This is a genomic window from Brevundimonas sp. LPMIX5 (assembly GCF_003576505.1).
GTDB classification, from domain to species: Bacteria; Pseudomonadota; Alphaproteobacteria; order Caulobacterales; family Caulobacteraceae; genus Brevundimonas; species Brevundimonas naejangsanensis.
Window position 1 is genome coordinate 107,097 of record NZ_QWTZ01000001.1, and the last position, 22,467, is coordinate 129,563.

The window sequence follows — 22,467 nt, forward strand, 5'->3', positions numbered from 1 at the left end:
ACGGCGGGAGTGGGCTGATCCGGTTAGCCGCCGATCCGGGCGCTGTCGAGGCGGCCGTTCCGCACGCAGAAACGGCGCGGCCATCACGACCGAATACGCCGATGCCTGAAAATTCCCGGCTTTGGCGACGCCTCGACCCGATCGACGCGCCTGCATGGGGCGGCTGCACAGACTGACATCTCCTGATCCACGGAGACTGAACATGAGCATCGACGCCAGCGCGCGGCTGGGCCTGCCCTATCTGGCGGCCGGACAACTGCAGAAGCACGTCACTCTGAACGAGGCGCTGACCTTTCTGGACGCCCTGACCCAGACGGCGGTGGTCAGCCGCACCACGGCGACCCAACCGGCCGAGGCGTCGGACGGCGACCTCTACATTCTGCCGGAAGGCGCGACGGGCGATGACTGGTCGGGCCGGGCGGCGGGGGCGCTGATGCGTCATGAGATGGGCGGCTGGACCGTGGCGCCCACGCCGGATGGACATCTGGCCGTGGTGCTGGACAGCGAAGAGATCGTCGTGCGCCGTAATGGCGACTGGACGCCCCTTCAGACCGCGACGCCGGACGAACTGCAGCAGATCACCCGCCTGGGCGTCAACGCCACGGCGGATGCGACCAACGTGGTGACGGTGCGGGCGAACAAGGCCCTGTGGACCGCGCTGGAAAGCGAGAGCGGCGGCGACGGCGACCTGCGCTTCACCTTCAACAAGCAGACATCGGCGGACGTGCTGTCCCTGCTGTTCCAGAGCGGCTGGGGCGGCCGGGCCGAACTGGGCCTGATCGGCGATGACGACCTGCGGCTGAAGGTCAGCGCGGACGGCGGGACCTGGCGCGAGGTGCTGATGGCCGACCGGCACACCGGCCGCGCCTGGTTCGCCCGCGGCGCGACGCGGCGTGAGACCACCACCCTGACGGCGGGCGGCGCCTGGTCCCCGCCGGAGTGGGCGCGCTGGGTCGAAGCGGTCTGCGTCGGCGGCGGCGGAGGAGGCGGGGCCGGGCTGGCCGGTCCGGCTGGGACCAGCCGCCACGGCGGCGGCGGCGGCGGCGCGGGCGGGGTGATGAGCGCCCTTTGGCCTGTCGAGGCGCTAGGCGCCGGATTGAGCATCGTCGTCGGGGCAGGCGGGGGCGGTGGTTCCGGCTCGGCCGCTGCGGGCGCGCCGGGCGCCGATAGCCGCATCACGCTGGGCGGCGTGACGCTGTTGACCGGCGAGGGTGGACGCGGCGGGGCGGGCGGCGCGTCAGCGGCCGGGCTTGGCGGCGCCGGCGGCGGCGGCCTGACGGCATCCAATGGGGGCGGAGCCTCTTCGGTCACGGCGATGGGCATGGCTGGCCAGTCCGGCGCGCGGCCTGATGGACCGGGCGGCGGCGGCGGCGGAGGGGGCGTCGGCGCGGCGAATATCATCCAGTCGGGCGGCGCCGGGGGCGATGGCGGCCTGTTGTCGGTCAAGGCGACCGGCGGGGCGGGCGGCGCTGGCGTCGGAAACGCCGGACAGAACGCGCCTCTGAACGATCTGCACTGGGCGGGCGGCGGCGGCGCGGGGGGCGGCGCTCAGGCGTCCGGAGCCGGGCGTGCAGGGGGCGACGGGGGCCTTTACGGCGGCGGCGGCGGCGGGGGCGGCGCGGGCGTGACGGCGGCGGGCGCAGGCGGCGCGGGCGCGCCCGGCTTGGTCCGGCTGACGGCGATCGGGTGACGTCATGACCCAGCGCCTGCATCGCATCATTCAAACTGTGGAGCAGTGGGACGAGGCCGCGCCTCCTTTGCCTGAACTGCCGGACGAGGAGACCTGGTCCGCGCCTGACCGGCTCAGCGCCGACGACTGTTTCGACCATCTGGGCGCCGACTGGCGGGTCTCCGCCGCGCCCTTTGATCCGGAGGACGACCAATGATGACGCTCAAAGAACCGACGCATGATCTCGCTGAGGGCCGCTGGCTGTGGCGGCGGATCTATGTCTATGCGGCCAGCCTGGCCCTGTGGCTGTTGCTGCGGCTGGCGGTGAGCCGGGCTGAGGCCTCGGACCTGCCGCGCATCGCCGAGGGGCTGATGGGACTGATCGCCCTGATGCTGTTGCTCTATCTGGTGGCGCCAAGCGCCCAGCAGATCGTCAATATGATGCGTCTGCGCGCGGGCGGGCGGCCATGAGCTTCCGGCTTTCGCAACGCTCGCGAGCGGCGCTTCAGGGGGTGCATCCCGACCTGGTGGCCGTGGTCGAGGCCGCAATCGAGCTGACGCCGGTGGATTTCATGGTCACCGAGGGCCTGCGCACGGCGGCGCGTCAGGCGGAACTGGTGCGGGCAGGGGCCAGCCGGACGCTGAACTCGCGCCACCTGACCGGGCATGCCATCGATGTGGCCGCCTGGGTCGATGGGCAGGTCCGCTGGGACTGGCCGCTTTATCCGCGCATCGCCGAGGCCTTCAAGGCGGCGGCGAAAGGGCGGGGCATACCCCTGATCTGGGGTGGCGACTGGCCGCGTCTGCGCGACGGCCCGCATTTCGAACTGGACCGGGGGGCCTATCCATGAGCGGCGGCGTTCTTCGCACCCTGACGCCGCTGGGCTGGCTGGCGGCGTTCGGCGTCGTCGTGGTCCTGATCCTGATCGTCGGGCGAGGCCTCGGGGTGCGGTGGGATCCGCTGCATCTGCAGGCGCGCCGTCTTGAAACTGTTCAGCGCCGCGCGGATCAGGCCGAGGCCCTGGCGGCCGCCCGCGCCCTGGAGGCCGCCGCGCGCGGTCGCCAGGTCGCGGTTCTGGACGCCTTTCACCATCATGCCGAGGCCGTGGCGCGGGCGACCGCGACGGCCGAAACCCGAGCAAGGACCGCCGATGACGCCGATACGCCTCTGGACCCCGCTCGCGCTCAGCGCCTGCGCGATCATGACCGCGAGCTGTGCCGCCTCGCCCCAGCCGTCGCCGGCTGCACCGCCGCGTCTGATCCTTCCTGACGCCGTGACGCGGCCCTGTGATCTGGCGGTGCTGCCCGAGGCGGCCACGACGGCGGATCTGGAGGCGGCCTATGTGCGGCGCGGCGGGCAGATCCTGACGTGCGATGCGGCGCGGCGACTGGCGGTTGAGACGCTTCAGGCCGAACGCGCCCTGATCGACGCATGGGTGCATTCCCGTCCGTGAGTTTGTCTTTTCGATAGGACAGTGGGCGGCATTTTTTGCCGATAAGCCCGGCACTTATTGCCGCCTGCACTCGCTGACGGCAGGAAGTGCCGGGCGTTTTGATATGGTTTCCAGAATCTAACATTGAAAAATCAATGCGCTGGCTTTTGGAACCAGCGACGCTCTGTTGGCCCGCCACTTGCGGCCTGACCTTCCGAGCAGAAAGCTCCCGGCAGCCAAAATGGCGTCGGACATCGTCTGAAGACAAAGGACAGCCAAAATGGCTAATAGCATCAACACGAACGTTGGCGCCCTCGTTGCGCTGCAAAACCTGAACGCGACCAATGCGGCGCTGAACAAGACCCAGAACCGAGTCAATACGGGATTCAACGTCGCCACCGCCAAGGACAATGGCGCTATTTTCGCCATTGCCACGAACCAGCGCGCCGATATGGCGGCTCTGGATTCGGTCAAGCAGTCTATCCAGCGTGGTCAATCCATTGTGGATGTTGCTTTGGCCGCGGGTGACACCGTCGTCGCCGCTCTGACGGAGATGAAGTCTCTCGCAGTTGCCATCGAGGGCTTTGGCACTACCCCACCGACGGACAATCCCTCATATGACGCATATGTGGCTGATTATGATGCCCTCAAGCAAGAGATCACTGATGCCTTGGCGGGCGCCACCTTTGATGGCGTGAATCTCTTCACGACTGATGCGAGTGGGGCCACCAATCAACCGAAGGTCCGGACGGGTCTTGAGGCGACCAGCGAGTTCTCCTTCGGATTTGATACGGACTGGGCAGACCTCGATCTAACCAACATGACGGCGGATGACGTCCAGGCAGCGATCACGTCCTTCACGACCTCTCTCGCGACCCTCGGCACCCAGTCCAAGTCTATGGATCGTCAACTGACCTTCGCCAACAAGCTCCAGGACGCTCTGGAAACCGGCGTGGGCAATCTGGTCGACGCCGACCTGGCCAAGGAAAGCGCTCGCCTGACGGCTCTGCAGACCAAGCAGCAGCTGGGCGTGCAGGCGCTGTCGATCGCGAACCAGTCCAGCTCGATCCTGCTGGGCCTGTTCCGCTAATCCGACGCGATTAGGAAGGGGGCGGGCCGCAAGGTTCGCCCCTTTCTCGTGTCGTTTGATACGGGAGGCGCGGCGCGTCCGCGCGAAAGGATATGGCTGACAATGTCGCGGGAGTGTCCAGCGTAACCTACCTTGATCGCGAGCCCCAGGGCGGCGCTATCGAGGCGCAGCAACCTGTGCAGGGCGCGCAGAAAGATAGCGACGACGCAGGTCGTTACCGATTGACGATCGAGCGCGAGTCGACCGGCTACGTCTATAAGACCCTGGATCGGGTCACCGGGGAGGTGGTTCGCCAGTTCCCTCGTGAAGAAGTCCTGAAGCTGCGTCAGAGCCCGGCCTATGACGTTGGCAAGATCATCAAGACCGAGATCTGAGCGGCGCGACGGAAGGCGGCTTGACGCCCCTCGGCGGCGCCGGGCGGCGTTAACAGGCGTTGCGGCGCCGTTAACCATACGCTCAGGAATCAGCGTCATTACTACTCGCCAGAATCGGATCTGAGGCGAGAACGGCCATGACCAACAGCGTAATCACCAATGCGTCGGCGCTTATCGCGCTTCAGAACCTGAACGCCACCAACTCCAAGTTGGCGGCGACCCAGAGCCGGGTGAACACCGGGCTGAAGGTCCAGGGCGCCAAGGACAACGCCGCCACCTGGGCCATCGCCCAGAACCAGCGCGCCGACATGAACGCCCTGGAATCGGTCAAGACCAGCCTGAACCGGGCGACCTCGGTCGCCGATGTGGCCCTGGCGGCCGGTCAGCAGATTTCAGATATCCTCGTCGAACTTCGTCAGAAGGCCACCGCGGCGGCCGACCCGTCGGCGTCGGACGCGACGCGCAAGGCCTACAACGATGAGTTTCAGTCGCTGCTGAAGTCCTTGCAGTCGTTTGCGGACAACGCCTCATTCGATGGCGAGAATATCCTGAACGGCAAGGTGCCGGGCGTGACGCCTACGCCGAGCCCGCTGACGCCGTTGAACTTCCTGGCGAACGCCGACGCATCTGAAACCATCACGATGAACCGGCAGGACATGTCCCTTAGAGGGCTGGGTTTGGATCTACCGGCTCGCACGGCGGATGCCGGAGCTACACCTCCAGTGACGGCGCGTCCTGCCGGTCTGCCACTGCTGGATACGACCGAAAACGCTGCAGAGGCCCTGACTTTTGTCGAAGCGGCCCTCACGGCCGCCAGTTCGAAGCTCGCTGAACTGGGCGCTCAGTCCAAGCAGATCGAGAAGCACACCCTGTTCGTCACCAAGCTGATGGATTCGCTGGAAGTCGGCGTCGGCAATCTGGTGGACGCGGACATGGCGCGTGAAAGCGCACGTCTGCAGGCCTTGCAGGTGCAGCAGCAACTCGGCGCTCAGGCTCTGTCGATCGCCAACCAGGCGCCGCAGATCATCCTGTCGCTGTTCAAGGGCTGAAGCCGCTAACCCATTCGCCGGGTCGGCCCATAGCCCAGAGTGACGGGCGGACGCCGGCGGCGCGGGGCGGGGCGGGGCATCAGGCCGTAAAGGCTCATCAGCCGCATTAAAAGCCAGCGTACGCGCGACATGAACATCTCCACATCAGGCTGCAGACAAGAGTGAACTGCGGCTGACGCGGGGCGGTTGCGTGCGGGGGTTAAACAATTCGTTACCGTGCCTGCGGCAAGCTGGCCTGCGGAGGCTTTCGTGGCGGTGATCAACAACAGCTATCTGCTGGGCCTTTACGGTCTCGCCGGAGGAGCGGGCGCCTCGTCGTCCGCACAGTCCGCGCCCAAGTCGAAGACGCAACCGACCGCGCCGTGGACCTTGAGCGGCAAGGAAAAGCCCAGCCAGTCGGACCTTCTGCGTACGGCCTTGAGCGGGCGAAAGCTCGTCAACGAGGACAATGCCGTTCTTGACGTCAAGGGCGTCTCATCAAGCGACTACCGCAAGATTTTCGCCCTGTATCAGGGGCTGACCATGCTTGAGGCCCTGACGAACCGCGCGGGCGAGCGCGGGGTCACCCGTATGGAATCCGAGCAACTGTCTCGACGGTTCGCTTCCGGCATGACGGAGGTGATGGATTTCCTGAATTCCGCTCAGTTCGAAGGCGTGCGCGTGGTTCAGGGCGTCTCGGCCTCGCAGAGCCAGTCGACAGCGGCGGTGCCGCGCGACAATCCCAAATATCTGACCGGCCCGATTCACGACGGCGCCCTGACCGACGAGGTCGCGGCTTTCCAAGGCGACGTGCGTTTCGGCATCACGGTGAAGACCACGACCGGAAGCCAGACGGTCGATATCGACCTGGCTGAGATGGGGGCGACGCCGCGTACGATGGATGCGGTGGTGCAGCACATCAACGGCAAGCTGGAAGAGGCGGGCGTGCAGACCCGCATCCATCGGCAGACGATTGAGGCCGAGCCGCGCACGGTCAAGGCGGGCGACAAGACCATCACCCTTCCGGCCGGGCCGGCGCGCTGGGGACTGACGGTCGCCGGCGTCTCGCTGGAGACGATCAGCTTCACCCCCGCCGAGGCGCGGGATTCGATTCAGGTCGTACAGGGCGCAGGCAGCAAGGGCGCCCATGAGGTGCTGAAGTTCGACCCGGACGGCAATCCGGTGGCGGGCTCCGGCGGCGGGTTCTGGGTCGAGGGCCGCAGCGGCGTCTCGTCCCTGCCGGACGGCGTCGAGACGGTGCGGGCCAGCGCGGCCGGGCCGGACGGTTCGATGTGGATTGTGGCCGATGTCAGCGCCGGCGCCTCGACCCAGCCGATCAAGGGGCAGGGCGACGTCGTTCTGATGAAACTGGATTCGGCGGGCAATGTGGTCGTCAGTCGCGCTCTGGGCGCGGCGTCCAAGGCCAGCGGCTACGCCATCGCCGTGGATGCGGACGGGCGGGTGGCCGTGGCCGGATCGGTGATCGGCGCCCTTGTGCCCGGCGAGGCAGGCGCCTCCGCCACGACGGCCGACAGTTTCGTCACCGTCTTCGACTCTCAGGGGCGCGAACAGTGGACCCAGAGGCGCGGCGCCAAGGCCGAGGATGAAGCGACCGCCGTCTCCTTCGGCGCCGACGGGCGGGTCTATGTGGCGGGGCGGGCCAAGTCGGCCATGCCGGGGACCTTGGCCGTGGGCGGCTGGGACGGCTATGTTCAGGCCTTCAGCGAAAGTCAGGTCCACAGTCTGGCGCCGATTACGGCGACGGCGACAGGGGCGACCCAGTTCGGCACGGCCGGCGACGACAACGTCCAGGCCATGACCGTCGACGGCGACAATCTCTACACGGCGGGCGTCGAGAACGGCGCCTTTGTCGTGCGTCATTTCCGTATCGGCGCGACGGGCGCGCCCGAGCTTCTGAGCGTGCGCAATCTGGGCTCCTCTTCGGGCGGCGAGATCGCTGGCCTTGCGGTGGCGGACGGGCGACTGATCATCTCGGGCGCGACCGGCAACGGCGCCCTGAATGCGGGCCAGGTCGCCAATGCTCATGCCGGAGGTCAGGACGCCTTTGTCGCTGTCCTGTCCACGGACCTGGCCGCCTCGGGCGCGGATCGGGTGACCTATTACGGCGGGGCGGGCGACGACACCGCCGCCGACGTTAAGGTGCACGACGGCAAGGTCTGGCTGACCGGCGTGTCGGATCGCGCCATCGGGGCCAAGGCCGAAGACCCCTCGCGCGGCTATCTGGCGCGACTGGACGTGCAGGCGGGGCAGGTAGAGTGGAGCCAGACATGGACGGCGGCTGACGGCCAGGCCAAGCCCTTGGCCCTGACCGTGTCTTCGGGCGGCGCCAGCGTGCTGGATCGGTTGGGCCTGCCGCAGGGCGAGATCAGCCAGAGCCAGTCCAAGACCCTGGTGGATGCGACGGCCGTCCGAGCGGGCGACCGGTTCTATGTGCAGAACCCTTTGACCGGCCGGAAGACGGCCGTGACGATCGACGCCAAGGACACGCTGCAGTCGCTGGCGCGCAAGATCGAAATGGCGTCGGGGCGTTATCTGAAGGTCACGATCAAGACCGACCGCGACTATGTGACCGGCATGGACGGCGACGCACGGGTGACCAGCGGCGGGGTCCAGCGCCTTTCCATCACCAGCGCCGACGGGAGGGCCGGAGCTGTTCTGACGCCGGGCGAGGCGGGACGAGACGCCCTGGCGGGACTGGGCCTGACGCCCGGCTTCATCGGCAAGACGCAGGACAAGACCAAGACCTTCGGGATCGACCTGTCGCCGCTGCTGAACCTGTCCAGCGCAGAGGCCATCGCCAAGTCGCGGGATCAGGTGCAACTGGCGATCAAGGCCATGCGCGACGCCTATCGCGCCCTGGATCCGGCAAGCGACAAGCCCAAGGTGACAGGCCAGGCTCCGGCCTATCTGCAGGCGCAGCTGGCCAACTATCAGGCTGCTCTGGCGAGACTCACAGGCTAAGCCGGGGTTGAGGGCGCTTTCGGTTGACGGCTGTGGGGCGCTCGGGGTTAGTGGGGCCTTCTTTGGCGCGTTGAGAGCTGCATGGCCCTTTCGAAAGACAATCGTACGGTTCTGATCGTCGGCGCGGGCCTGGCCGTCGTCGGCGCCGTGGCCGCCGCCCTGGTCTTCAGCGGCGGCAAGGGCGCGCCATCTGAGCCGCCGCCTGCGTCCAAGGGCGGACTGACCATCGACGTGGCCGAGGCCCCGACGCTGGAGCCGACCCGGGAACTGCGCTGCTTCGTGGATGGCCAGTTCGTCGGCCTGGCCACCCTGGCCGACTGCGCCAAGCGCAACGGCGTGGCCACCAGCGCCTTGGATGTGGGGCTGGACGCTTCCGGCTCGCTCGTCGCGGCGCCGACGGCCTCCTTCGCGCCGCCGCCGGAACTGCCTTCGACCCCGGCGGTCGAGATCGCCCCTGCGGGCCAGCCGGGCGCCGCCGAGGATACGCGCGCTGCGCCTTCGACCTCGGGCACGGCCTGCCTGCGTCACACCGGTTCGGAATGGCGCCAGGTGTCGGGCAATATGAGCCTGGCGGCCTGTGTTCAGGCTCTCTATTCGGGAACCTGCGTCGCGCCGGGCGAGGCGCGTTACGGGCGGTGGGGGGACACGACCCTGCGTCTGGTCCCGCGCCGCGTGGAGCAGTCGACCGACAACAACCGTTTCCGCACCCTGGCCCAGCAGGACCGCCAATGTCAGTTCCCGGAGCTGTGAGCATGTGCCGCGCTTCGATCACCCTGCTGGCGATTGTCGCGGCGTCTGCGGCTCTGAGCGCCTGCGCCAAGAAGGCGGAGGCGCCGGGCGGGACGGGCGTCTGCTACCATATGGGACAGGACGCCGAGGGCGGGGGCGTGCGCTTCAACGTCGTCGCCCGCGACCAACCGCAGATCGAGTTCTGCGCCGCGCGACTGGAAGAGATGCGTCTGAAATTCCTGCGTATGGGCGGCAGCAAGACCGAGATGGTCGGCGCCTATCAGGGGCAGTTCATCTTCATCGACCGCGCGGGGGTCAAGTTCGGCAAGAGCCTGGACGGCCCCCGGTTCTTCGCCCTGGCGCGCACCGGGGACGGCCGCCTGGCCATTCCCGGTGCGATTCAGCGCCAGATCGACGGAAGCCCGGTCGCGGTCGCTCCGAACTGATTTCAGCGCCCGGAATTGGGCGTGAACAAAACTGGAACATCTCGTCGAAATCCGCTAGGACTCGGCGCAAGAACATAAAAGGACATTCGTCATGGCGGGCAGCGTCAACAAGGTCATCCTCATCGGCAATCTGGGCCGCGATCCGGAAATCCGTTCGCTGAACAACGGCGACCGCGTCGCCAACCTGCGCATCGCCACCTCGGAAACCTGGCGCGACAAGTCGACCGGCGAGCGCAAGGAAAAGACCGAGTGGCACTCGGTGGTCATCTTCAACGACAACATCGTCAAGGTGGTCGAGAACTATCTGAAGAAGGGCTCGACCGTTTACATCGAAGGTTCGCTGCAGACCCGCAAATGGACCGATCAGCAGGGCGTCGAGAAATACACGACCGAGATCGTCATCCAGCGCTTCAACGGCCAGCTGACCATGCTGGGCGGCCGTGGCGACAGCCAGGGCGGCGGTGATCGCGGCGGCTACGGCGGCGGTCGCGACGACGACTATTCCTCGGGCTTCTCGACCGGCGGCGCCAACAAGCCCTCGGGTCCGAAGGAAAGCTACGACCTGAACGACGACATTCCGTTCTAAGGTTCGCCCCAGCCGGAATATGAAGGCCGCGTCCCAGCTGGGGCGCGGTTTTTTTCATGGAGGGTCAGCGTGCGAAGCGGCCTTTCTCGGCGGCTTCGGTCAGGGACTGGCGGACGGCGGCGGTCAGTTCGTCCATGCTCTGCACCTGACGCACCCCATAGGCGCGGGCGGTGATGTCGACATTGCCCTTGCGCCAGAACCCTTCGGGAGCCAGCACGATCAGCTTTCCGCCGCGCGCGTGCAGGCCCATTTCCAGCAGGCTGATCGGGCTTTGCGTGCCAGGCGCGAAATACATGACGATGACGTCGGCGCTTTCCAGCGCGGCCAGCTCCCATTCGACCTGACGCAGGAATTCAGGCTCGTCCGCTTCGGGCCGCCAGGCGGGGTTCCAGTCGGGGCGGCGAGGATTCAGTACGGTGACGTCCATGTCGGACAGGGCCTGCGTCAGCGCCCCCTGCCAGTCGGGCGCGCCGCCCATGTCGATGCTGCCGCCCAGGAAGACGCGCGGACGGTCGTTGTCGATGGGCAGGGGCTGAGGCGAAACCACGACGGTCGGCTCGGCGCTCACAGGCGCAGCGCCGATGCAGGCGGTCAGGACGGCGAGGGCGGACAGCAGGGCAGGAATCTTCATGGCGGCTTCTATAGCCGGTTCGCGGTCGTGGGGCATGACATGCGGCGGGGTAACCTGTGGTCATGCTTCGTGAGAGGCAAAACGTCGCGCCTTGTGGCAAGCATGGAGGCGTGTCCAGCTCCTCCTCCTCCCCGCACGCGCTGACGCCGCTTGAAATCGCCGCCATCGTGGCCGTTCTGGTCATCTGGGGCGTGAACAACGCCGCCGCCAAGGTCGCCACCGAGATGCTTCCGCCGCTGATGACGGGCGCCTTGCGCTTCGCCATCGCCGCCGCCTGTCTGGTCTGGTTCGTGCGGCCGCCGTTCCCGAACTGGAAAAGCCTGCTGATCATCGCCGTGGTAGGCGGCCCGATCCACTATGGGCTGATCTACCTGGCCTTCTGGCTGGCTCATGACGTCAGCCCGGTGACCATCGCCACCCAGTTGTGGATTCCCCTGACGTCCCTGTTCGCCTTCCTGATGCTGGGAGAGCGGATTTCGAGGATGGCCGCCGTCGGCCTGGTCATCGCCTTTGCAGGCGTGGCGTGGATGACGCTGGATCCCCACGCCCTGAACGACTGGAAGGCCATTCTGGTGGGCGCGCTGGGCGCATCGGCCTGGGCGTTGACGACGGTGATCGCGCGCCGGACGACTTCGATCCCGCCATTGAAGATGCAGGGCCTGCTGGCCCTGATGGCATTTCCGGTGCTGACCCTGGGGTCGGCCCTGTTCGAGAACGGGCAGTGGGAAGCGGCCAAGGCCGCGACGCCGCTGGTATGGGGCACGCTGATCTGGGCGGGGGTGATTTCGTCCGTGTTCGCCACCAGCCTGATGTTCTGGCTGGTCCAGCGGCGCGAGGCCGGGCGGGTGACGCCCTATCTGCTGGGCTCGCCCCTGGTGTCGATAATGATCGGCGGCCTGTTCATGGGCGACGTGCTGACGCCGCAGATCCTGACGGGTGTCGCCATCGCTCTGCTCGGCGTGGTCACGGTGGCCCTGGGGGAGCGCGGCCTTCGCGCCGGCGCCCCCGCCAAGGTTTAGGTCTGCTTACTGCGCCTTGATGACGGCGCAGGCCACGCGGTCGCCCGCGCCGCCGATCGGCTGGCTGGAGTGGTCGTCGGCGTTGGCGTGGATCACCAGGGCCGAGCCGTCGTCGTCCAGCAGCCACTGACCCGGACCGGCATCCGCCAGACGGGCGCGGGTGGTGAAGACTTCGGCATTCACGGCGCCCTTCGCGTCGGCGAAGACGTTAGGCAGGTCGCCGTCGTCAGGCCCGTCGGCGTTCAGCAGGCCGTGCGGCTTCTGGGGATCGCCGTGATTGATATGGGCGCCGGCCGAGGTGAAGGGGGCCTCGCACTGGCCCGTGGCGTGGATGTGGATGCCGTGCCAGCCGGGCGTCAGGCCCGTGGCCTCGACCTTGATCAGCAGGCCTGTGGCTCCCTGAGTCAGGGTCGCCTTGCCCGTTTCGGCGCCCTGGCCGTTGATGATGGCGACCTGCGCCGTCTGGCCCGGCGCAGCACGCTCGGCGGCCTCGGCCGGGGCTGCCGGCGGGGCCTCTGAAGCCGGCGGCGTCGCCGGGTTCTGGCTGCAGGCGGCCCCGGCGACGAGCACCACGGCGAGGGCGCTGGGAGCGATCATTTTCGAAGCGGCTAAACGCATGGCTTTCCTGTCCTTTTCGGCATGGGGATTTCAGCGGCGTTTCTTTGCCACCACGGCCCCCGGATGATAGAAACCGGAACAGCGGATCACGTTCCGATTCCGGCCATTTAAAGCCTGATTTCCTTGACCGACGACAGTTACCAAAACGCCGCCCCCATGGCGCCGGGCGATATTTCGACCATCACCATCGAGGATGAGCTGAAGCGCTCCTACCTCGACTACGCCATGAGCGTGATCGTCAGCCGCGCTCTGCCGGACGCGCGCGACGGTCTGAAGCCTGTGCATCGCCGCATCCTGTACTCGATGCACGACCTGAACATGACGCCCGAGCGGTCGTACTCGAAGTGCGCCCGCGTCGTCGGCGACGTGCTGGGCCGCTTCCACCCGCACGGCGACGCCTCTGTCTACATGGCCCTGGTCCGGATGGCCCAGGACTTCTCGATGGGGCTGATGCTGGTCGACGGCCAGGGCAACTTCGGCTCGGTCGACGGCGATATGCCGGCCTCCATGCGTTACACCGAGGCCAAGATGGCCCCGGCCGCCGTGGCCCTGCTGACCGACATCGAGAAGGACACGGTCGATTTCCAGCCGAACTATGACGAGAAGGAGTTGGAGCCTGTCGTCCTGCCGGCGCGGATTCCGAACCTGCTGGTCAACGGCGCGGGCGGCATCGCCGTCGGCATGGCGACCAACATCCCGCCGCACAACCTGCGCGAAGTGATCGACGCCTCGGTCGCCCTGCTGGACGATCCGAACGTCTCAGACGACGCCCTGCTGGACATCGTGCCGGGTCCTGACTTCCCCACGGGCGGCGAGATCATGGGCCGCACGGCCCCGCGCAACGCCCTGCGCGACGGGCGCGGCTCGGTCATCGTGCGCGGCAAGGCCTCGGTCGAAGAAATCCGCAAGGATCGCGACGCCATCATCATCACCGAACTGCCGTTCCAGGTGAACAAGCAGACCCTGATCGAGCGCATCGCCGAAATGGTGCGTGAGAAGCGTCTGGAAGGCATCGCCGACGTCCGCGACGAGTCGGACCGCGCCGGGATGCGCATCGTCATCGAGTTGAAGCGCGACGCCTCGGGCGATGTGATCCTGAACCAGCTGTATCGCTATACGGCGCTGCAATCTTCGTTCGGCGTCAACATGCTGGCGCTGAACCACGGGCGACCCGAGCAGATGGGCCTGCGCGCCCTGCTGGAAGCCTTCCTCGAGTTCCGCGAGGAAGTGGTGGTCCGCCGCGTCAAGTTCGAGCTGGCCAAGGCTCGGGATCGGGGCCACGTCCTGGTCGGTCTGGCCGTCGCTGTCGCCAACATCGACGAGGTCATTCACATCATCCGCAGCTCGGCTGACCCCGCCGAGGCGCGCGAGCGGCTGCAGGCCAAGGCCTGGCCGGTCGGGGATATGATGGCCCTGGTCGAGCTGATCGCCGACCCGCGCACCGTGCTGGTTGAAGGCGACAAGATCAGTCTGACCGACGAGCAGGCCCGCGCCATCCTGGCCCTGACGCTATCGCGTCTGACCGGCCTGGGCCGCGACGACATCTTCGGTGAGGCGCGCAGCCTGGCCGACACCATTCAGGGCCATCTGACCATCCTGTCGGACCGCAAGAACGTCCTGGCCATCATCCGCGAAGACCTGCTGTTGGTCAGGGAGCAGTTCGGCGTGGACCGCCGCACCCTCATCGGCGAAGGCGACGCCGAGATGGAGGACGAAGACCTGATCCCGCGCGAGGACATGGTCGTGACCGTCACCCACTCGGGCTACGTCAAGCGCGTCGCCTTGAACGCCTATCGGACCCAGCATCGCGGCGGCAAGGGCCGCAGCGGCATGTCGATGAAGGACGAGGACGCCATCACCGGCGTGTTCAGCGCCTCGACCCACACGCCGGTCCTGTTCTTCGCCACCAACGGCAAGGCCTATAAGCTGAAGACCTGGCGCCTGCCGCTGGGCAATCCGCAGTCACGCGGCAAGGCCTTCGTCAACCTGCTGCCGATCGAGCCGGGCGACAGCATCATGAACGTGCTGCCGCTGCCCGAGGATGAGGCGACCTGGGGCGACTACGACATCATGTTCGCCACTAGGTCGGGCGACGTGCGCCGCAACAAGCTGAGCGACTTCGCCACAGTGAACCGCGCGGGCAAGATCGCCATGAAGCTGGAAGACGGCGACGGCATGGTCGGGGTCGGCCTGTGCACGGCCGAGGACGACGTGCTGCTGACGACCGCGCTGGGCCGGGCCATTCGCTTCAAGGCCGACGATGTGCGCGTGTTCAAGGGCCGCGATTCTACCGGCGTGCGGGGCATCCGCCTGCAGGACGGCGACACGGTCATCTCGATGGCGATCCTCGGTCGCGTCGATGCGACGCCGGAGGAACGCGCCGCCTACGTCAAACACGCCAACGCCATGCGCAAGGCGCTGTCCGGCGCCGATGCAGAGGACGAAGGCGTCACGGTCGAGGCGGACGAAGAGGATGCGGGTGACGCCGCCCAAGACGCGGCTTTGGCCGTGGAGCGCATCGCCGAACTGGGCGCGGCAGAGCAGTTCATCCTGACGGTCACGGAAACCGGCTTCGGCAAGCGGTCCTCGGCCTATGAGTATCGTCGCACGGGTCGTGGCGGGCAGGGGCTGACGGCCCACGGCCTGGGCGGTCGTGCAGGCACGCGTCTGGCCGCCGCCTTCCCGGTCGAGGAGTCGGACGATCTGATGCTGGTCACCGACGGCGGCCAGATGATCCGCACTCCGGTCGGACAGGTCCGCATCGTCGGCCGCTCCAGCCAGGGCGTGACCATCTTCCGCACCGGCAAGGACGAGAAGGTCGTCTCGGTCGAACGTCTGGCCGATTCCGGCGGCGATGATGAAGACGGCGACGCGGGCGACGCCCCGGCGGTCGAGGGCGGCGAGGCCTGATCCTGTATGGCCGTCGCTCCTGAGCTCTGGATCGACGGCCGTCCTGCCGGGCTTGAGGATCTGGGCCATCAGGCCCTGATCAACTACGGCGCCCTGACCTCCTTCGTTGTGGAGCAGGGCGGCGTGCGCGGGCTGGACCGGCATCTGGACCGTCTGAACCGTTCGGCGCTGGAACTGTTCGGCGAGGCCGTCGCCGAGCAGCGCCTGCGCGATCTGATGCGGTCGGCTCTGGCCGGGCGGACTGGAGCCTGGCTACGCATCAGCCTGTTCTCCCGCGAACTGTCCCTGCGCCAGCCGGACTGGATCGGCGCGCCGCAGGTGATGATCAGCGTCTCGTCGCCGCCGTCGCCTCTGCCGCACGGCGTGCGCCTGCAAAGCCAGACCTATGGGCGCGAGGCGCCGCATCTGAAGCATGTCGCCACGATGGGCCTGCTCAGGGCGCGGCGCACGGCGCGGCTGGCGGGCTATGACGACGCCCTGTTCACGGACGCAGAAGGCCGGATTTGCGAAGGCTCGCTGTGGAATATCGGTTTTATTCAGGGCGATGCGGTGGTCTGGCCCGACGCGCCCATGCTGGACGGCGTGGCGCAGGCCCTGATCCGCGACGCGCTGGAGCGCGCCGGATCGCCGCAGCGCAAGGCGGTGGTGAGGCTGAGCGATCTATCCCGCTTTGATGGGGCTTTTCTGTGCAACAGCGCCACGCCTGCGGCCGGGATCGCCGCCATCGACGACCATGTTTTCAGTGGTGCGGCTGATGCAGTGCAACAAATAGGCGCCCTTTGGCGATCACAGCCGCGTCAGAAAATCTAGGCCGTTCATTTCGCACCTGCTAAACGGACCCAAACGATGGGGAGGCCGCTGGCCATGCGTATCGGACTTTATCCGGGCACCTTCGATCCGGTTACCAACGGTCATCTCGATATTATCGGGCGGGCGGTCAAGCTGGTGGACCGTCTGGTCATCGGCGTGGCCCAGAACGACGACAAGGGCCCTCTCTTCTCGACCGCAGAGCGGGTCGAGATGATCAAGGCCGAGGTCGCGCGCTTCAACGCCGACATCGAGGTGCGGCCGTTTTCCAGCCTGCTTATGCACTTCGCCGAGGAACTGAACGCCAGCGTTATCGTGCGCGGCCTGCGCGCGGTCGCCGATTTCGAGTATGAGTTCCAGATGACGGCGATGAATCAGCGCCTCAACAGCGACATAGAGACGGTGTTTCTGATGGCCGATCCGCGGCATCAGGCGATCGCCTCGCGACTGGTGAAGGAAATCGCCCGGCTGGACGGCCGGATCGACAGCTTCGTCAGCCCCGCGGTCGCCGCGAGCGTGTTGGCCAAGGTCAAGAAGGATTGAGGTCGGGTTTGAAGATCAAGTCTGTGATGGCGCTGGCGACGGCGACTGCCCTGCTGGCCGGAGCTGCGATGGCGCAGGCGACCAGCCAGTCTAGTGACTGGCGCACGGTGTCGCCCGAGAACCTGTGGGTGATCGACACGGCCAAGGGGCGCATCCTGGTGGAGCTGGAGCCGCGCGCGGCGCCGAACCACATCGAGCGCATCCGCACCCTGACCAGTCAGGGCTTTTATGACGGGCTGAAATTCCACCGCGTCATTCCCGACTTCATGGCCCAGACCGGCGACCCCAAGGGCACGGGCGAGGGCGGCAGCGAATTGCCGGATCTGAAGGGCGAGTTCACCTTCCGGCGCGGGCGCGACAGCGGCTTCGCCCCGATTGAGAACAGCGGGCCGGGCCTGCGCGGCGTCATGGGCTCCATTCCCATCGTGACCCAGCCGGACGCCCAGATGTTCGTGACGGCCGACTTCAAGACCTCGGCGCAAGGGTTGTTCTGCCCTGGCGTGGCGGGCATGGCGCGCGCCGGTTCCCCCGACAGCGCCAACAGCCAGTTCTTCCTGATGACCGGCCAGAACGATAATCTGAACGGCTCCTACACGGTCTTCGGACGCGTGCTTCAGGGGCTGGACGTGGTGAAGTCGCTCAAGAAGGGCAATGACGCCGGCGACGGCGCCGTCGGACCTGATGCCGACGCGATGGGTCGCGTGCGTCTGGCCTCGGCCATGCCGGAGGCCGAGCGGCCGACGATGCGCGTGGCCGTGCCCGGTTCGGCCCCGTTCAACGCCGCCGTCGAGGCGGCGCGCGCTGAAAAAGGCGCCTCTTTCACCATCTGCGACGTTCAGCCGCCTGTGCAGGGCGGCTGAGCCGCGCGCCACGCTCGGGGAGGGGCGGGGACATGAAGCGGGGAGTTCACACTATCGGGGCGGCGTTGCTGGCCGCCATGCTGGCGAGTTCGGCCGCTGCTCAGGACGCTGCGGCGATTGCGGATGAGCAGGACCGGGCGGCGGCCATCGCCGCCCGCGACTGGCGCTCTGTGGCGCCGGACAATCTGCTGATCATCGACACCAACAAGGGCCGTATCCTGGTCGAGATGACGCCCGAGGCGGCGCCCGGCCATGTCGCCCGCATTCGCCTGCTGACCAAGGCGGGCTTCTATGACGGCATACCCTGGCATCGGGTCATCGACGGCTTCATGGCGCAGACCGGCGATCCGCTCGGCACCGGCGAGGGCCAGAGCTGGCATCCGGACCTGAAGGCCGAGTTCACCTTCCGCCGCGACGCCCAGACGCCTTTTGCTCCCGTGGCTGCGCCGGCGGGCGCGCTGATCGGCTTTATGCAGTCGCTGCCGGTCCAGACTCAGCCCGACGCCGTGATGGCGACGACAGTGGATCGCAAGGTTCACGCCTGGGGCCTGTATTGTCCGGGCGTGGCGGGCATGGCCCGCGACGACGCGCCCGACAGCGCCAACAGCCAGTTCTTCCTGATGCGCCAGCCCTATCCGGCGCTGGAGAAGCGTTACACCATCTGGGGCCGGGTCGTGTCGGGACTGGACGTGGTGCGCGCTCTGAAGTTCAGCCCCAATCCGGACGGCATCGTCACGGACCCTGACCGGATGACGCGGGTGCGCGTGGCGGGCGACCTGGCGGAGGGCGAACGACCGTCCGTGCGTGTGCTGAGCGCAGACAGCGCCCGTTTCCGCACCCTGGTCGAGAGGACCAGAGCAGCCAGAGGGGCGGATTTCTCGGCCTGCGATATCGAGCTGCCGGTCGAGGTGGATTAGGCGTCGCCTATTCAGCGGTGCCGCTGTTTCCGCCGCCGCGCTTGCGCCGCCTGCGACGGCGCGGCTTCTGCTGCCGATCCTCGCGCATTTTCTGCAACAGAAGCCCTTCGCGCAGGCCGCGATCGGCGACGCGGACACGCTCGCACGGCCAGGCGCGCTGGACGGCCTCCAGAATAGCGGCCCCGGCCAGGACCAGGTCGGCGCGGTCCGGCCCGATGCAGCTTTCCGCCGCCCGTCCTGCGGGGCCGAGCGCGATCAGGCGGTCGGCGGCTTTTTCGCAGTCGCCGCGCGTCATCCACAGGCCGTCGACCAGATCGCGCTGGTATCGCCTCAGCCCCAGATGAATCCCGGCCAGACTGGTGATGGCGCCCGAGGTGCCGACCATATGGCCGCGCCCCGCCTCGATACGGGCCAGGAATTCAGGACCCGGTCCGCCAGAGGTGATGGCGGCGCCGAAGTCCGCGACCATGGCCTCATACCATTCGCTGGTTCCGTCTTTGGGTTCAGGGTGGCGTTCGGCCAGGCTTACGACGCCCAGCGGCGCCGACATCCACGCCACGGTTTCAATCCCGCGCGCGCCCTTCATCAGCCAGGACAGTTCCGTCGAGCCGCCGCCGACGTCGATCACCAGCACCGCCTCGGCGCGCGGATCGAACAGGTTCAGGCAGCCCGCGACCGACAGGGCGGCTTCCTCTGCAGGGTCGATGATCCGCAGGCGAAGGCCGGTGCCGCGCCGCACGCGCTCGACAAAGGCGGGGCCGTTTTCGGCCATGCGGCAGGCCTGGGTGGCGACGGCGGTCAGGCGTTTGGGGTCGACGCCCTTGCGCACCAGACGCTCGGCGCACAGGGCCAGGGCGTCATAGGCCCGGTCCATCGCCCGGTCGTCCAGACGGCCCGTGCGCGACAGGCTTTCGCCCAGGCGCACGATGCGGCTGAAGGAATCCACCACGCGAAATCCGTCACGCGCCGGACGCGCGATCAGCAGGCGGCAATTATTGGTCCCCAGGTCGAGCGCGCCGTACAGAGGGGCGTCTCGATCGATGCTCCCGCCGCTGCGGGAACGCCGAGGCAGGGACCGCGAGTCGCGCCGTTCAGGCGCGCCAGGGGTCTCCGGCATGGGCCGAGCTTTCATGTGGGCGGTCCGAAGCGGCGCCCGTCCCCGACAGGTTAGACCGCGACTCCCTGTCGCGCCAGTCCGTCGTCGCATGCGGTGACGAATGAGGCGGCTTGGTCCAGCGTTGCAACAGTCATGCGTGACGACTGCGAACCGCCGCGCTAATCTACCCCGAAAGGCCATCAGAGCCGTGAGGAGCGTTCCATGTCCGACTTCGAGCACGTTTTCGAGCAGCCGCCGGAAGGCGCCGCCGCCGACTGGACCATCCCCCAGAACTGGTCGGCCTATACCGAGGTCGAGCACCAGACCTGGAACACCCTGTACGAGCGGCAGATGAAGATCCTGCCCGGTCGCGCCAGCGAAGCCTTCCTGCGCGGTCTGGACGCGCTGGACCTGAACGCGGGCGGCATCCCCGACTTCGACGTTATCAATCCCAAGCTTCAGGCCCTGACCGGCTGGACCGTGGTCTGCGTGCCGGGACTGGTGCCGGACGAGGTCTTCTTCGACCACCTGGCCAACCGCCGCTTCGTCTCGGGTCAGTTCATCCGCAAGCCGGATCAACTGGATTACCTGCAGGAGCCGGACATCTTCCACGACGTGTTCGGCCATGTGCCGATGCTGACCGACCCTGACTTCGCCGCCTATATGGAGGCCTACGGCAAGGGCGGGCAGCGGGCGGCGTCGTTGGGGATGCTGCCGAACCTGGCGCGCCTGTACTGGTACACGGTCGAGTTCGGTCTGATGCAGGAGGCGGGCGAACTCCGCATCTATGGCGCGGGCATCGTGTCGTCGGCGACCGAGAGCGTCTTCAGCCTTGACGACCCCTCGCCGAACCGGCTGGGCTTCGACCTGGAGCGCGTGATGAAGACCCTGTACCGCATCGACGACTTCCAGCAGGTCTATTTCGTCATCGACAGCATCGAGGCGCTGAAAACGGTGACGCTGCAGGACTTCGGACCGGTCTATGAGCGGCTGAAGGGCGCCGAGGCCTTGCCGATCGAGGCTGTGCTGCCGACGGACAAGGTCTTCACGCAGGGCACTCAGGCCTACGCCAGGAAGGGCGGGCGGTTCGCGGCATAGACGGCGCATCTTCTCCCTCCCCATGAAGGGGAGGGAGAAAAAACAGAGTCCAATTCGTCTGAATCGTCTGAAATCTCCTTCGCGGCGCGGGCGGGGAGGCGATGATGGCGCGCGGTGAAGGGCGGGCGGGCTAAGGCCTCCGGGACGCCCGCAAAGCCCATGTTTTTCAGGGATTGGGAGGCCGTGTTGCGATGGCTGCAGGCGCCTCTGTCGCCTCTTCCGTCTCCGATTGTGGGCTAAGGGCTTAAGTGCGCTGGAACGGGTAGAAGCCGCCGCCCAGGTCGAGGATCTGCGTCAGCTCGTCCAGCGCGCCGCGCGTCTCGTCCAGCAGGGCGGGGTCGGCCAGGTCGCGCGCCGTCAGGCTGTCGCGATACCAGCGGCGGCTCCAGTCGGACAGGCGGGCGTGCAGGGCGTCGGTCAGGCGCATGGCGGGATTGGTCGCCGCCAGTTCGGCCTCGGTCAGGACGACGCGCAGACGCAGGCAGGCGGGGCCGCCGCCGTTACGCATCGACTGGCGCACATCAACGTATTCGACATGGCCGATCGGGCCGTTGGAAGCGGCGAGGCTTTGCGCCACCGCATGACTGCGCGGGTTGTCGCGCGTTTCGGTCGGGCAGATCAGGGTCAGGCGGTCCTGGCCCGGAACCCGGATCAGCATGGAGTTGAACAGATAGGAGCTGATGGCGTCGGCCAGCGGCAGGTCGACGGCCGACACCTCGACGAACTGCGGCTCGAAGCCGACGGCGGCGGCGCGGATGGCGGCCTTGGTCGCGTCTGTGTCCTCAAACGCCTGCTCATGGAAGAAGAGGGTGTCCAGCGCCCCGACGCAGACCACGTCGTTGTGGAAGGTTCCTCCGGCGATGGCGGCCTTGCCCTGACGCGCCAGAATGGCGCCGGACGCTGCGTGGCGGCGCATGATCGCCTCGGACGCCTCGCGCGTCTGGCGGGCGGGGTAGGGACCGTCCCAATGCTCCCAGGCCTCGCGGCCCCAGACCATCAGATTGACGCCCGCCTCGCCGTGATCGCGGCACAGGCGGACGTGGTTGGCTGCGCCTTCGTCCGCCAGATGGGCGACCGAGGGCAGGGCGTCATGAACGGCGAAACGGCTGGCGTCGGGGAAGAGGGCGTCCAGCGAACGCTTGGTCTGATCGTGCTCCAGACTGCGGTGCAGGTTGGTGACGAGGTTGGCGGGCGTGAATTGGACGCGGCCGTCGGCGGCGTCGGCGCTGGGCGTCACCGTGGCGGCGTTGGCGGCCCACATGGGCGAGGCCGAACAGGCGGCGGCGGCGAAGGAGGGGGCGTCCTTCCACGCCCGCTCCAGCACCTGGGCGTCGGACCCGGAGAAGCCGAGGTCGCGCAGGAAGGGAATGTTCGGCCGCTCATGCGGGGGCAGGACGAACTGGGGCAGGCCCAGGTCGGCCAGGGTCTTCATCTTGTCGAGGCCCTGAAGGACGGCCGCGCGCGGGTTCGACGCCTCGCCCTTGTTCAGGCTGGAGGCGAGATTGCCCGGCGACAGCCCGGCGTAGGAGTGCGTCGGCCCGATCAGGCCGTCGGCGTTGGCTTCGATGGCGGTCAACCCTCTCCCTCCCCTTCATGGGGAGGGTGGTCGCGCAGCGACCGGGTGGGGAGGG

General features: G+C 67.5%; 24 protein-coding genes. 20 read left to right on the forward strand and 4 right to left on the reverse strand.

From position 1 onward, the window contains the following. Window positions 1–202: 202 nt before the first annotated feature. The 13 genes from D1604_RS16050 (at window position 203) to ssb (ending at window position 10,337) form a co-directional block, all read left to right on the forward strand. Window positions 203–1,690, forward strand: a complete 1,488-nt coding sequence (locus D1604_RS16050) for a DUF2793 domain-containing protein (RefSeq protein ID WP_119411754.1) — start codon at window positions 203–205, stop codon at window positions 1,688–1,690. A gap of 4 nt (window positions 1,691–1,694) precedes the next feature. Next, window positions 1,695–1,886, forward strand: a complete 192-nt coding sequence (locus D1604_RS00525; protein WP_119411755.1) for a hypothetical protein — start codon at window positions 1,695–1,697, stop codon at window positions 1,884–1,886. Continuing rightward, the gene (locus D1604_RS00530; protein ID WP_119411756.1) at window positions 1,883–2,140 is read left to right on the forward strand and encodes a hypothetical protein; all 258 of its coding nucleotides are present in this window, start codon (window positions 1,883–1,885) and stop codon (window positions 2,138–2,140) included. Before D1604_RS00525 ends, D1604_RS00530 begins: the two co-directional genes overlap by 4 nt. Beyond that, a complete protein-coding gene (locus D1604_RS00535; RefSeq protein WP_119411757.1) occupies window positions 2,137–2,520 on the forward strand; it encodes a M15 family metallopeptidase in 384 nt (127 codons plus the stop codon). Before D1604_RS00530 ends, D1604_RS00535 begins: the two co-directional genes overlap by 4 nt. Beyond that, window positions 2,517–2,939 carry a hypothetical protein gene (locus D1604_RS00540; protein ID WP_119411758.1) on the forward strand — a complete coding sequence of 141 codons (423 nt, stop codon included), beginning with the start codon at window positions 2,517–2,519 and terminating at the stop codon, window positions 2,937–2,939. The genes D1604_RS00535 and D1604_RS00540 overlap by 4 nt, the downstream gene beginning before the upstream one ends. Window positions 2,940–2,943: 4 nt before the next feature. Then, a complete protein-coding gene (locus D1604_RS00545) occupies window positions 2,944–3,123 on the forward strand; it encodes a hypothetical protein (RefSeq protein WP_119411759.1) in 180 nt (59 codons plus the stop codon). A 259-nt stretch (window positions 3,124–3,382) separates the two neighbouring features. Beyond that, on the forward strand, window positions 3,383–4,192 hold the full coding sequence (locus D1604_RS00550; RefSeq protein WP_119411760.1) for a flagellin: 810 nt from the start codon (window positions 3,383–3,385) through the stop codon (window positions 4,190–4,192). Window positions 4,193–4,284: 92 nt separating this feature from the next. Further along, on the forward strand, window positions 4,285–4,566 hold the full coding sequence (locus tag D1604_RS00555; RefSeq protein ID WP_024353082.1) for a flagellar protein FlaG: 282 nt from the start codon (window positions 4,285–4,287) through the stop codon (window positions 4,564–4,566). Window positions 4,567–4,703: 137 nt separating this feature from the next. After that, on the forward strand, window positions 4,704–5,615 hold the full coding sequence (locus D1604_RS00560) for a flagellin (protein WP_119411761.1): 912 nt from the start codon (window positions 4,704–4,706) through the stop codon (window positions 5,613–5,615). A gap of 249 nt (window positions 5,616–5,864) precedes the next feature. Then, window positions 5,865–8,576, forward strand: coding sequence for a transcriptional regulator (locus D1604_RS00565; RefSeq protein WP_199683601.1), 2,712 nt, complete (start codon window positions 5,865–5,867; stop codon window positions 8,574–8,576). 81 nt (window positions 8,577–8,657) lie between these two features. After that, window positions 8,658–9,326 (forward strand): hypothetical protein, encoded by a 669-nt coding sequence (locus tag D1604_RS00570; protein WP_119411763.1) that lies wholly within the window; start codon window positions 8,658–8,660, stop codon window positions 9,324–9,326. A 2-nt stretch (window positions 9,327–9,328) separates the two neighbouring features. Beyond that, on the forward strand, window positions 9,329–9,751 hold the full coding sequence (locus tag D1604_RS00575) for a hypothetical protein (RefSeq protein WP_119411764.1): 423 nt from the start codon (window positions 9,329–9,331) through the stop codon (window positions 9,749–9,751). A 91-nt stretch (window positions 9,752–9,842) separates the two neighbouring features. Next, window positions 9,843–10,337, forward strand: a complete 495-nt coding sequence (gene ssb, locus D1604_RS00580) for a single-stranded DNA-binding protein (protein WP_119411765.1) — start codon at window positions 9,843–9,845, stop codon at window positions 10,335–10,337. A gap of 64 nt (window positions 10,338–10,401) precedes the next feature. Here ssb and D1604_RS00585 read toward each other — a convergent pair whose 3' ends face one another. Beyond that, window positions 10,402–10,968, reverse strand: a complete 567-nt coding sequence (locus D1604_RS00585) for a nucleoside 2-deoxyribosyltransferase domain-containing protein (protein WP_119411838.1) — start codon at window positions 10,966–10,968, stop codon at window positions 10,402–10,404. A 62-nt stretch (window positions 10,969–11,030) separates the two neighbouring features. Here D1604_RS00585 and D1604_RS00590 point away from each other — a divergent pair, with 62 nt between their 5' ends. Continuing rightward, window positions 11,031–11,987 (forward strand): DMT family transporter, encoded by a 957-nt coding sequence (locus D1604_RS00590; protein ID WP_119411766.1) that lies wholly within the window; start codon window positions 11,031–11,033, stop codon window positions 11,985–11,987. Between the two features lie 6 nt (window positions 11,988–11,993). On the opposite strand, the gene D1604_RS00595 is transcribed toward D1604_RS00590, so the two are convergent. Next, window positions 11,994–12,605: a superoxide dismutase family protein gene (locus D1604_RS00595; RefSeq protein ID WP_119411767.1), complete on the reverse strand. Its 612-nt coding sequence runs from the start codon at window positions 12,603–12,605 to the stop codon at window positions 11,994–11,996. Window positions 12,606–12,761: 156 nt separating this feature from the next. Here D1604_RS00595 and gyrA point away from each other — a divergent pair, with 156 nt between their 5' ends. From gyrA to D1604_RS00620, 5 genes are read left to right on the forward strand one after another with little or no spacing between them, the layout of a single operon-like run. After that, window positions 12,762–15,515, forward strand: coding sequence for a DNA gyrase subunit A (gene gyrA / locus D1604_RS00600; RefSeq protein WP_119411768.1), 2,754 nt, complete (start codon window positions 12,762–12,764; stop codon window positions 15,513–15,515). Between the two features lie 6 nt (window positions 15,516–15,521). Then, window positions 15,522–16,325 (forward strand): aminotransferase class IV, encoded by an 804-nt coding sequence (locus tag D1604_RS00605; protein ID WP_119411769.1) that lies wholly within the window; start codon window positions 15,522–15,524, stop codon window positions 16,323–16,325. A gap of 54 nt (window positions 16,326–16,379) precedes the next feature. Continuing rightward, on the forward strand, window positions 16,380–16,865 hold the full coding sequence (gene coaD, locus D1604_RS00610) for a pantetheine-phosphate adenylyltransferase (RefSeq protein ID WP_024353068.1): 486 nt from the start codon (window positions 16,380–16,382) through the stop codon (window positions 16,863–16,865). Window positions 16,866–16,891: 26 nt separating this feature from the next. Beyond that, window positions 16,892–17,725, forward strand: a complete 834-nt coding sequence (locus D1604_RS00615) for a peptidylprolyl isomerase (protein WP_199683609.1) — start codon at window positions 16,892–16,894, stop codon at window positions 17,723–17,725. Between the two features lie 32 nt (window positions 17,726–17,757). After that, on the forward strand, window positions 17,758–18,642 hold the full coding sequence (locus D1604_RS00620) for a peptidylprolyl isomerase (protein ID WP_119411771.1): 885 nt from the start codon (window positions 17,758–17,760) through the stop codon (window positions 18,640–18,642). Window positions 18,643–18,649: 7 nt separating this feature from the next. Here the strand turns inward: D1604_RS00620 and D1604_RS00625 are convergent, their stop codons facing one another. Then, window positions 18,650–19,759 (reverse strand): Ppx/GppA phosphatase family protein, encoded by a 1,110-nt coding sequence (locus tag D1604_RS00625; RefSeq protein ID WP_119411772.1) that lies wholly within the window; start codon window positions 19,757–19,759, stop codon window positions 18,650–18,652. A gap of 201 nt (window positions 19,760–19,960) precedes the next feature. Here D1604_RS00625 and phhA point away from each other — a divergent pair, with 201 nt between their 5' ends. Continuing rightward, window positions 19,961–20,836 carry a phenylalanine 4-monooxygenase gene (gene phhA / locus D1604_RS00630; RefSeq protein WP_119411773.1) on the forward strand — a complete coding sequence of 292 codons (876 nt, stop codon included), beginning with the start codon at window positions 19,961–19,963 and terminating at the stop codon, window positions 20,834–20,836. A 244-nt stretch (window positions 20,837–21,080) separates the two neighbouring features. On the opposite strand, the gene astB is transcribed toward phhA, so the two are convergent. Continuing rightward, the gene (gene astB / locus D1604_RS00635) at window positions 21,081–22,412 is read right to left on the reverse strand and encodes an N-succinylarginine dihydrolase (protein ID WP_119411774.1); all 1,332 of its coding nucleotides are present in this window, start codon (window positions 22,410–22,412) and stop codon (window positions 21,081–21,083) included. Window positions 22,413–22,467 lie beyond the last annotated feature (55 nt).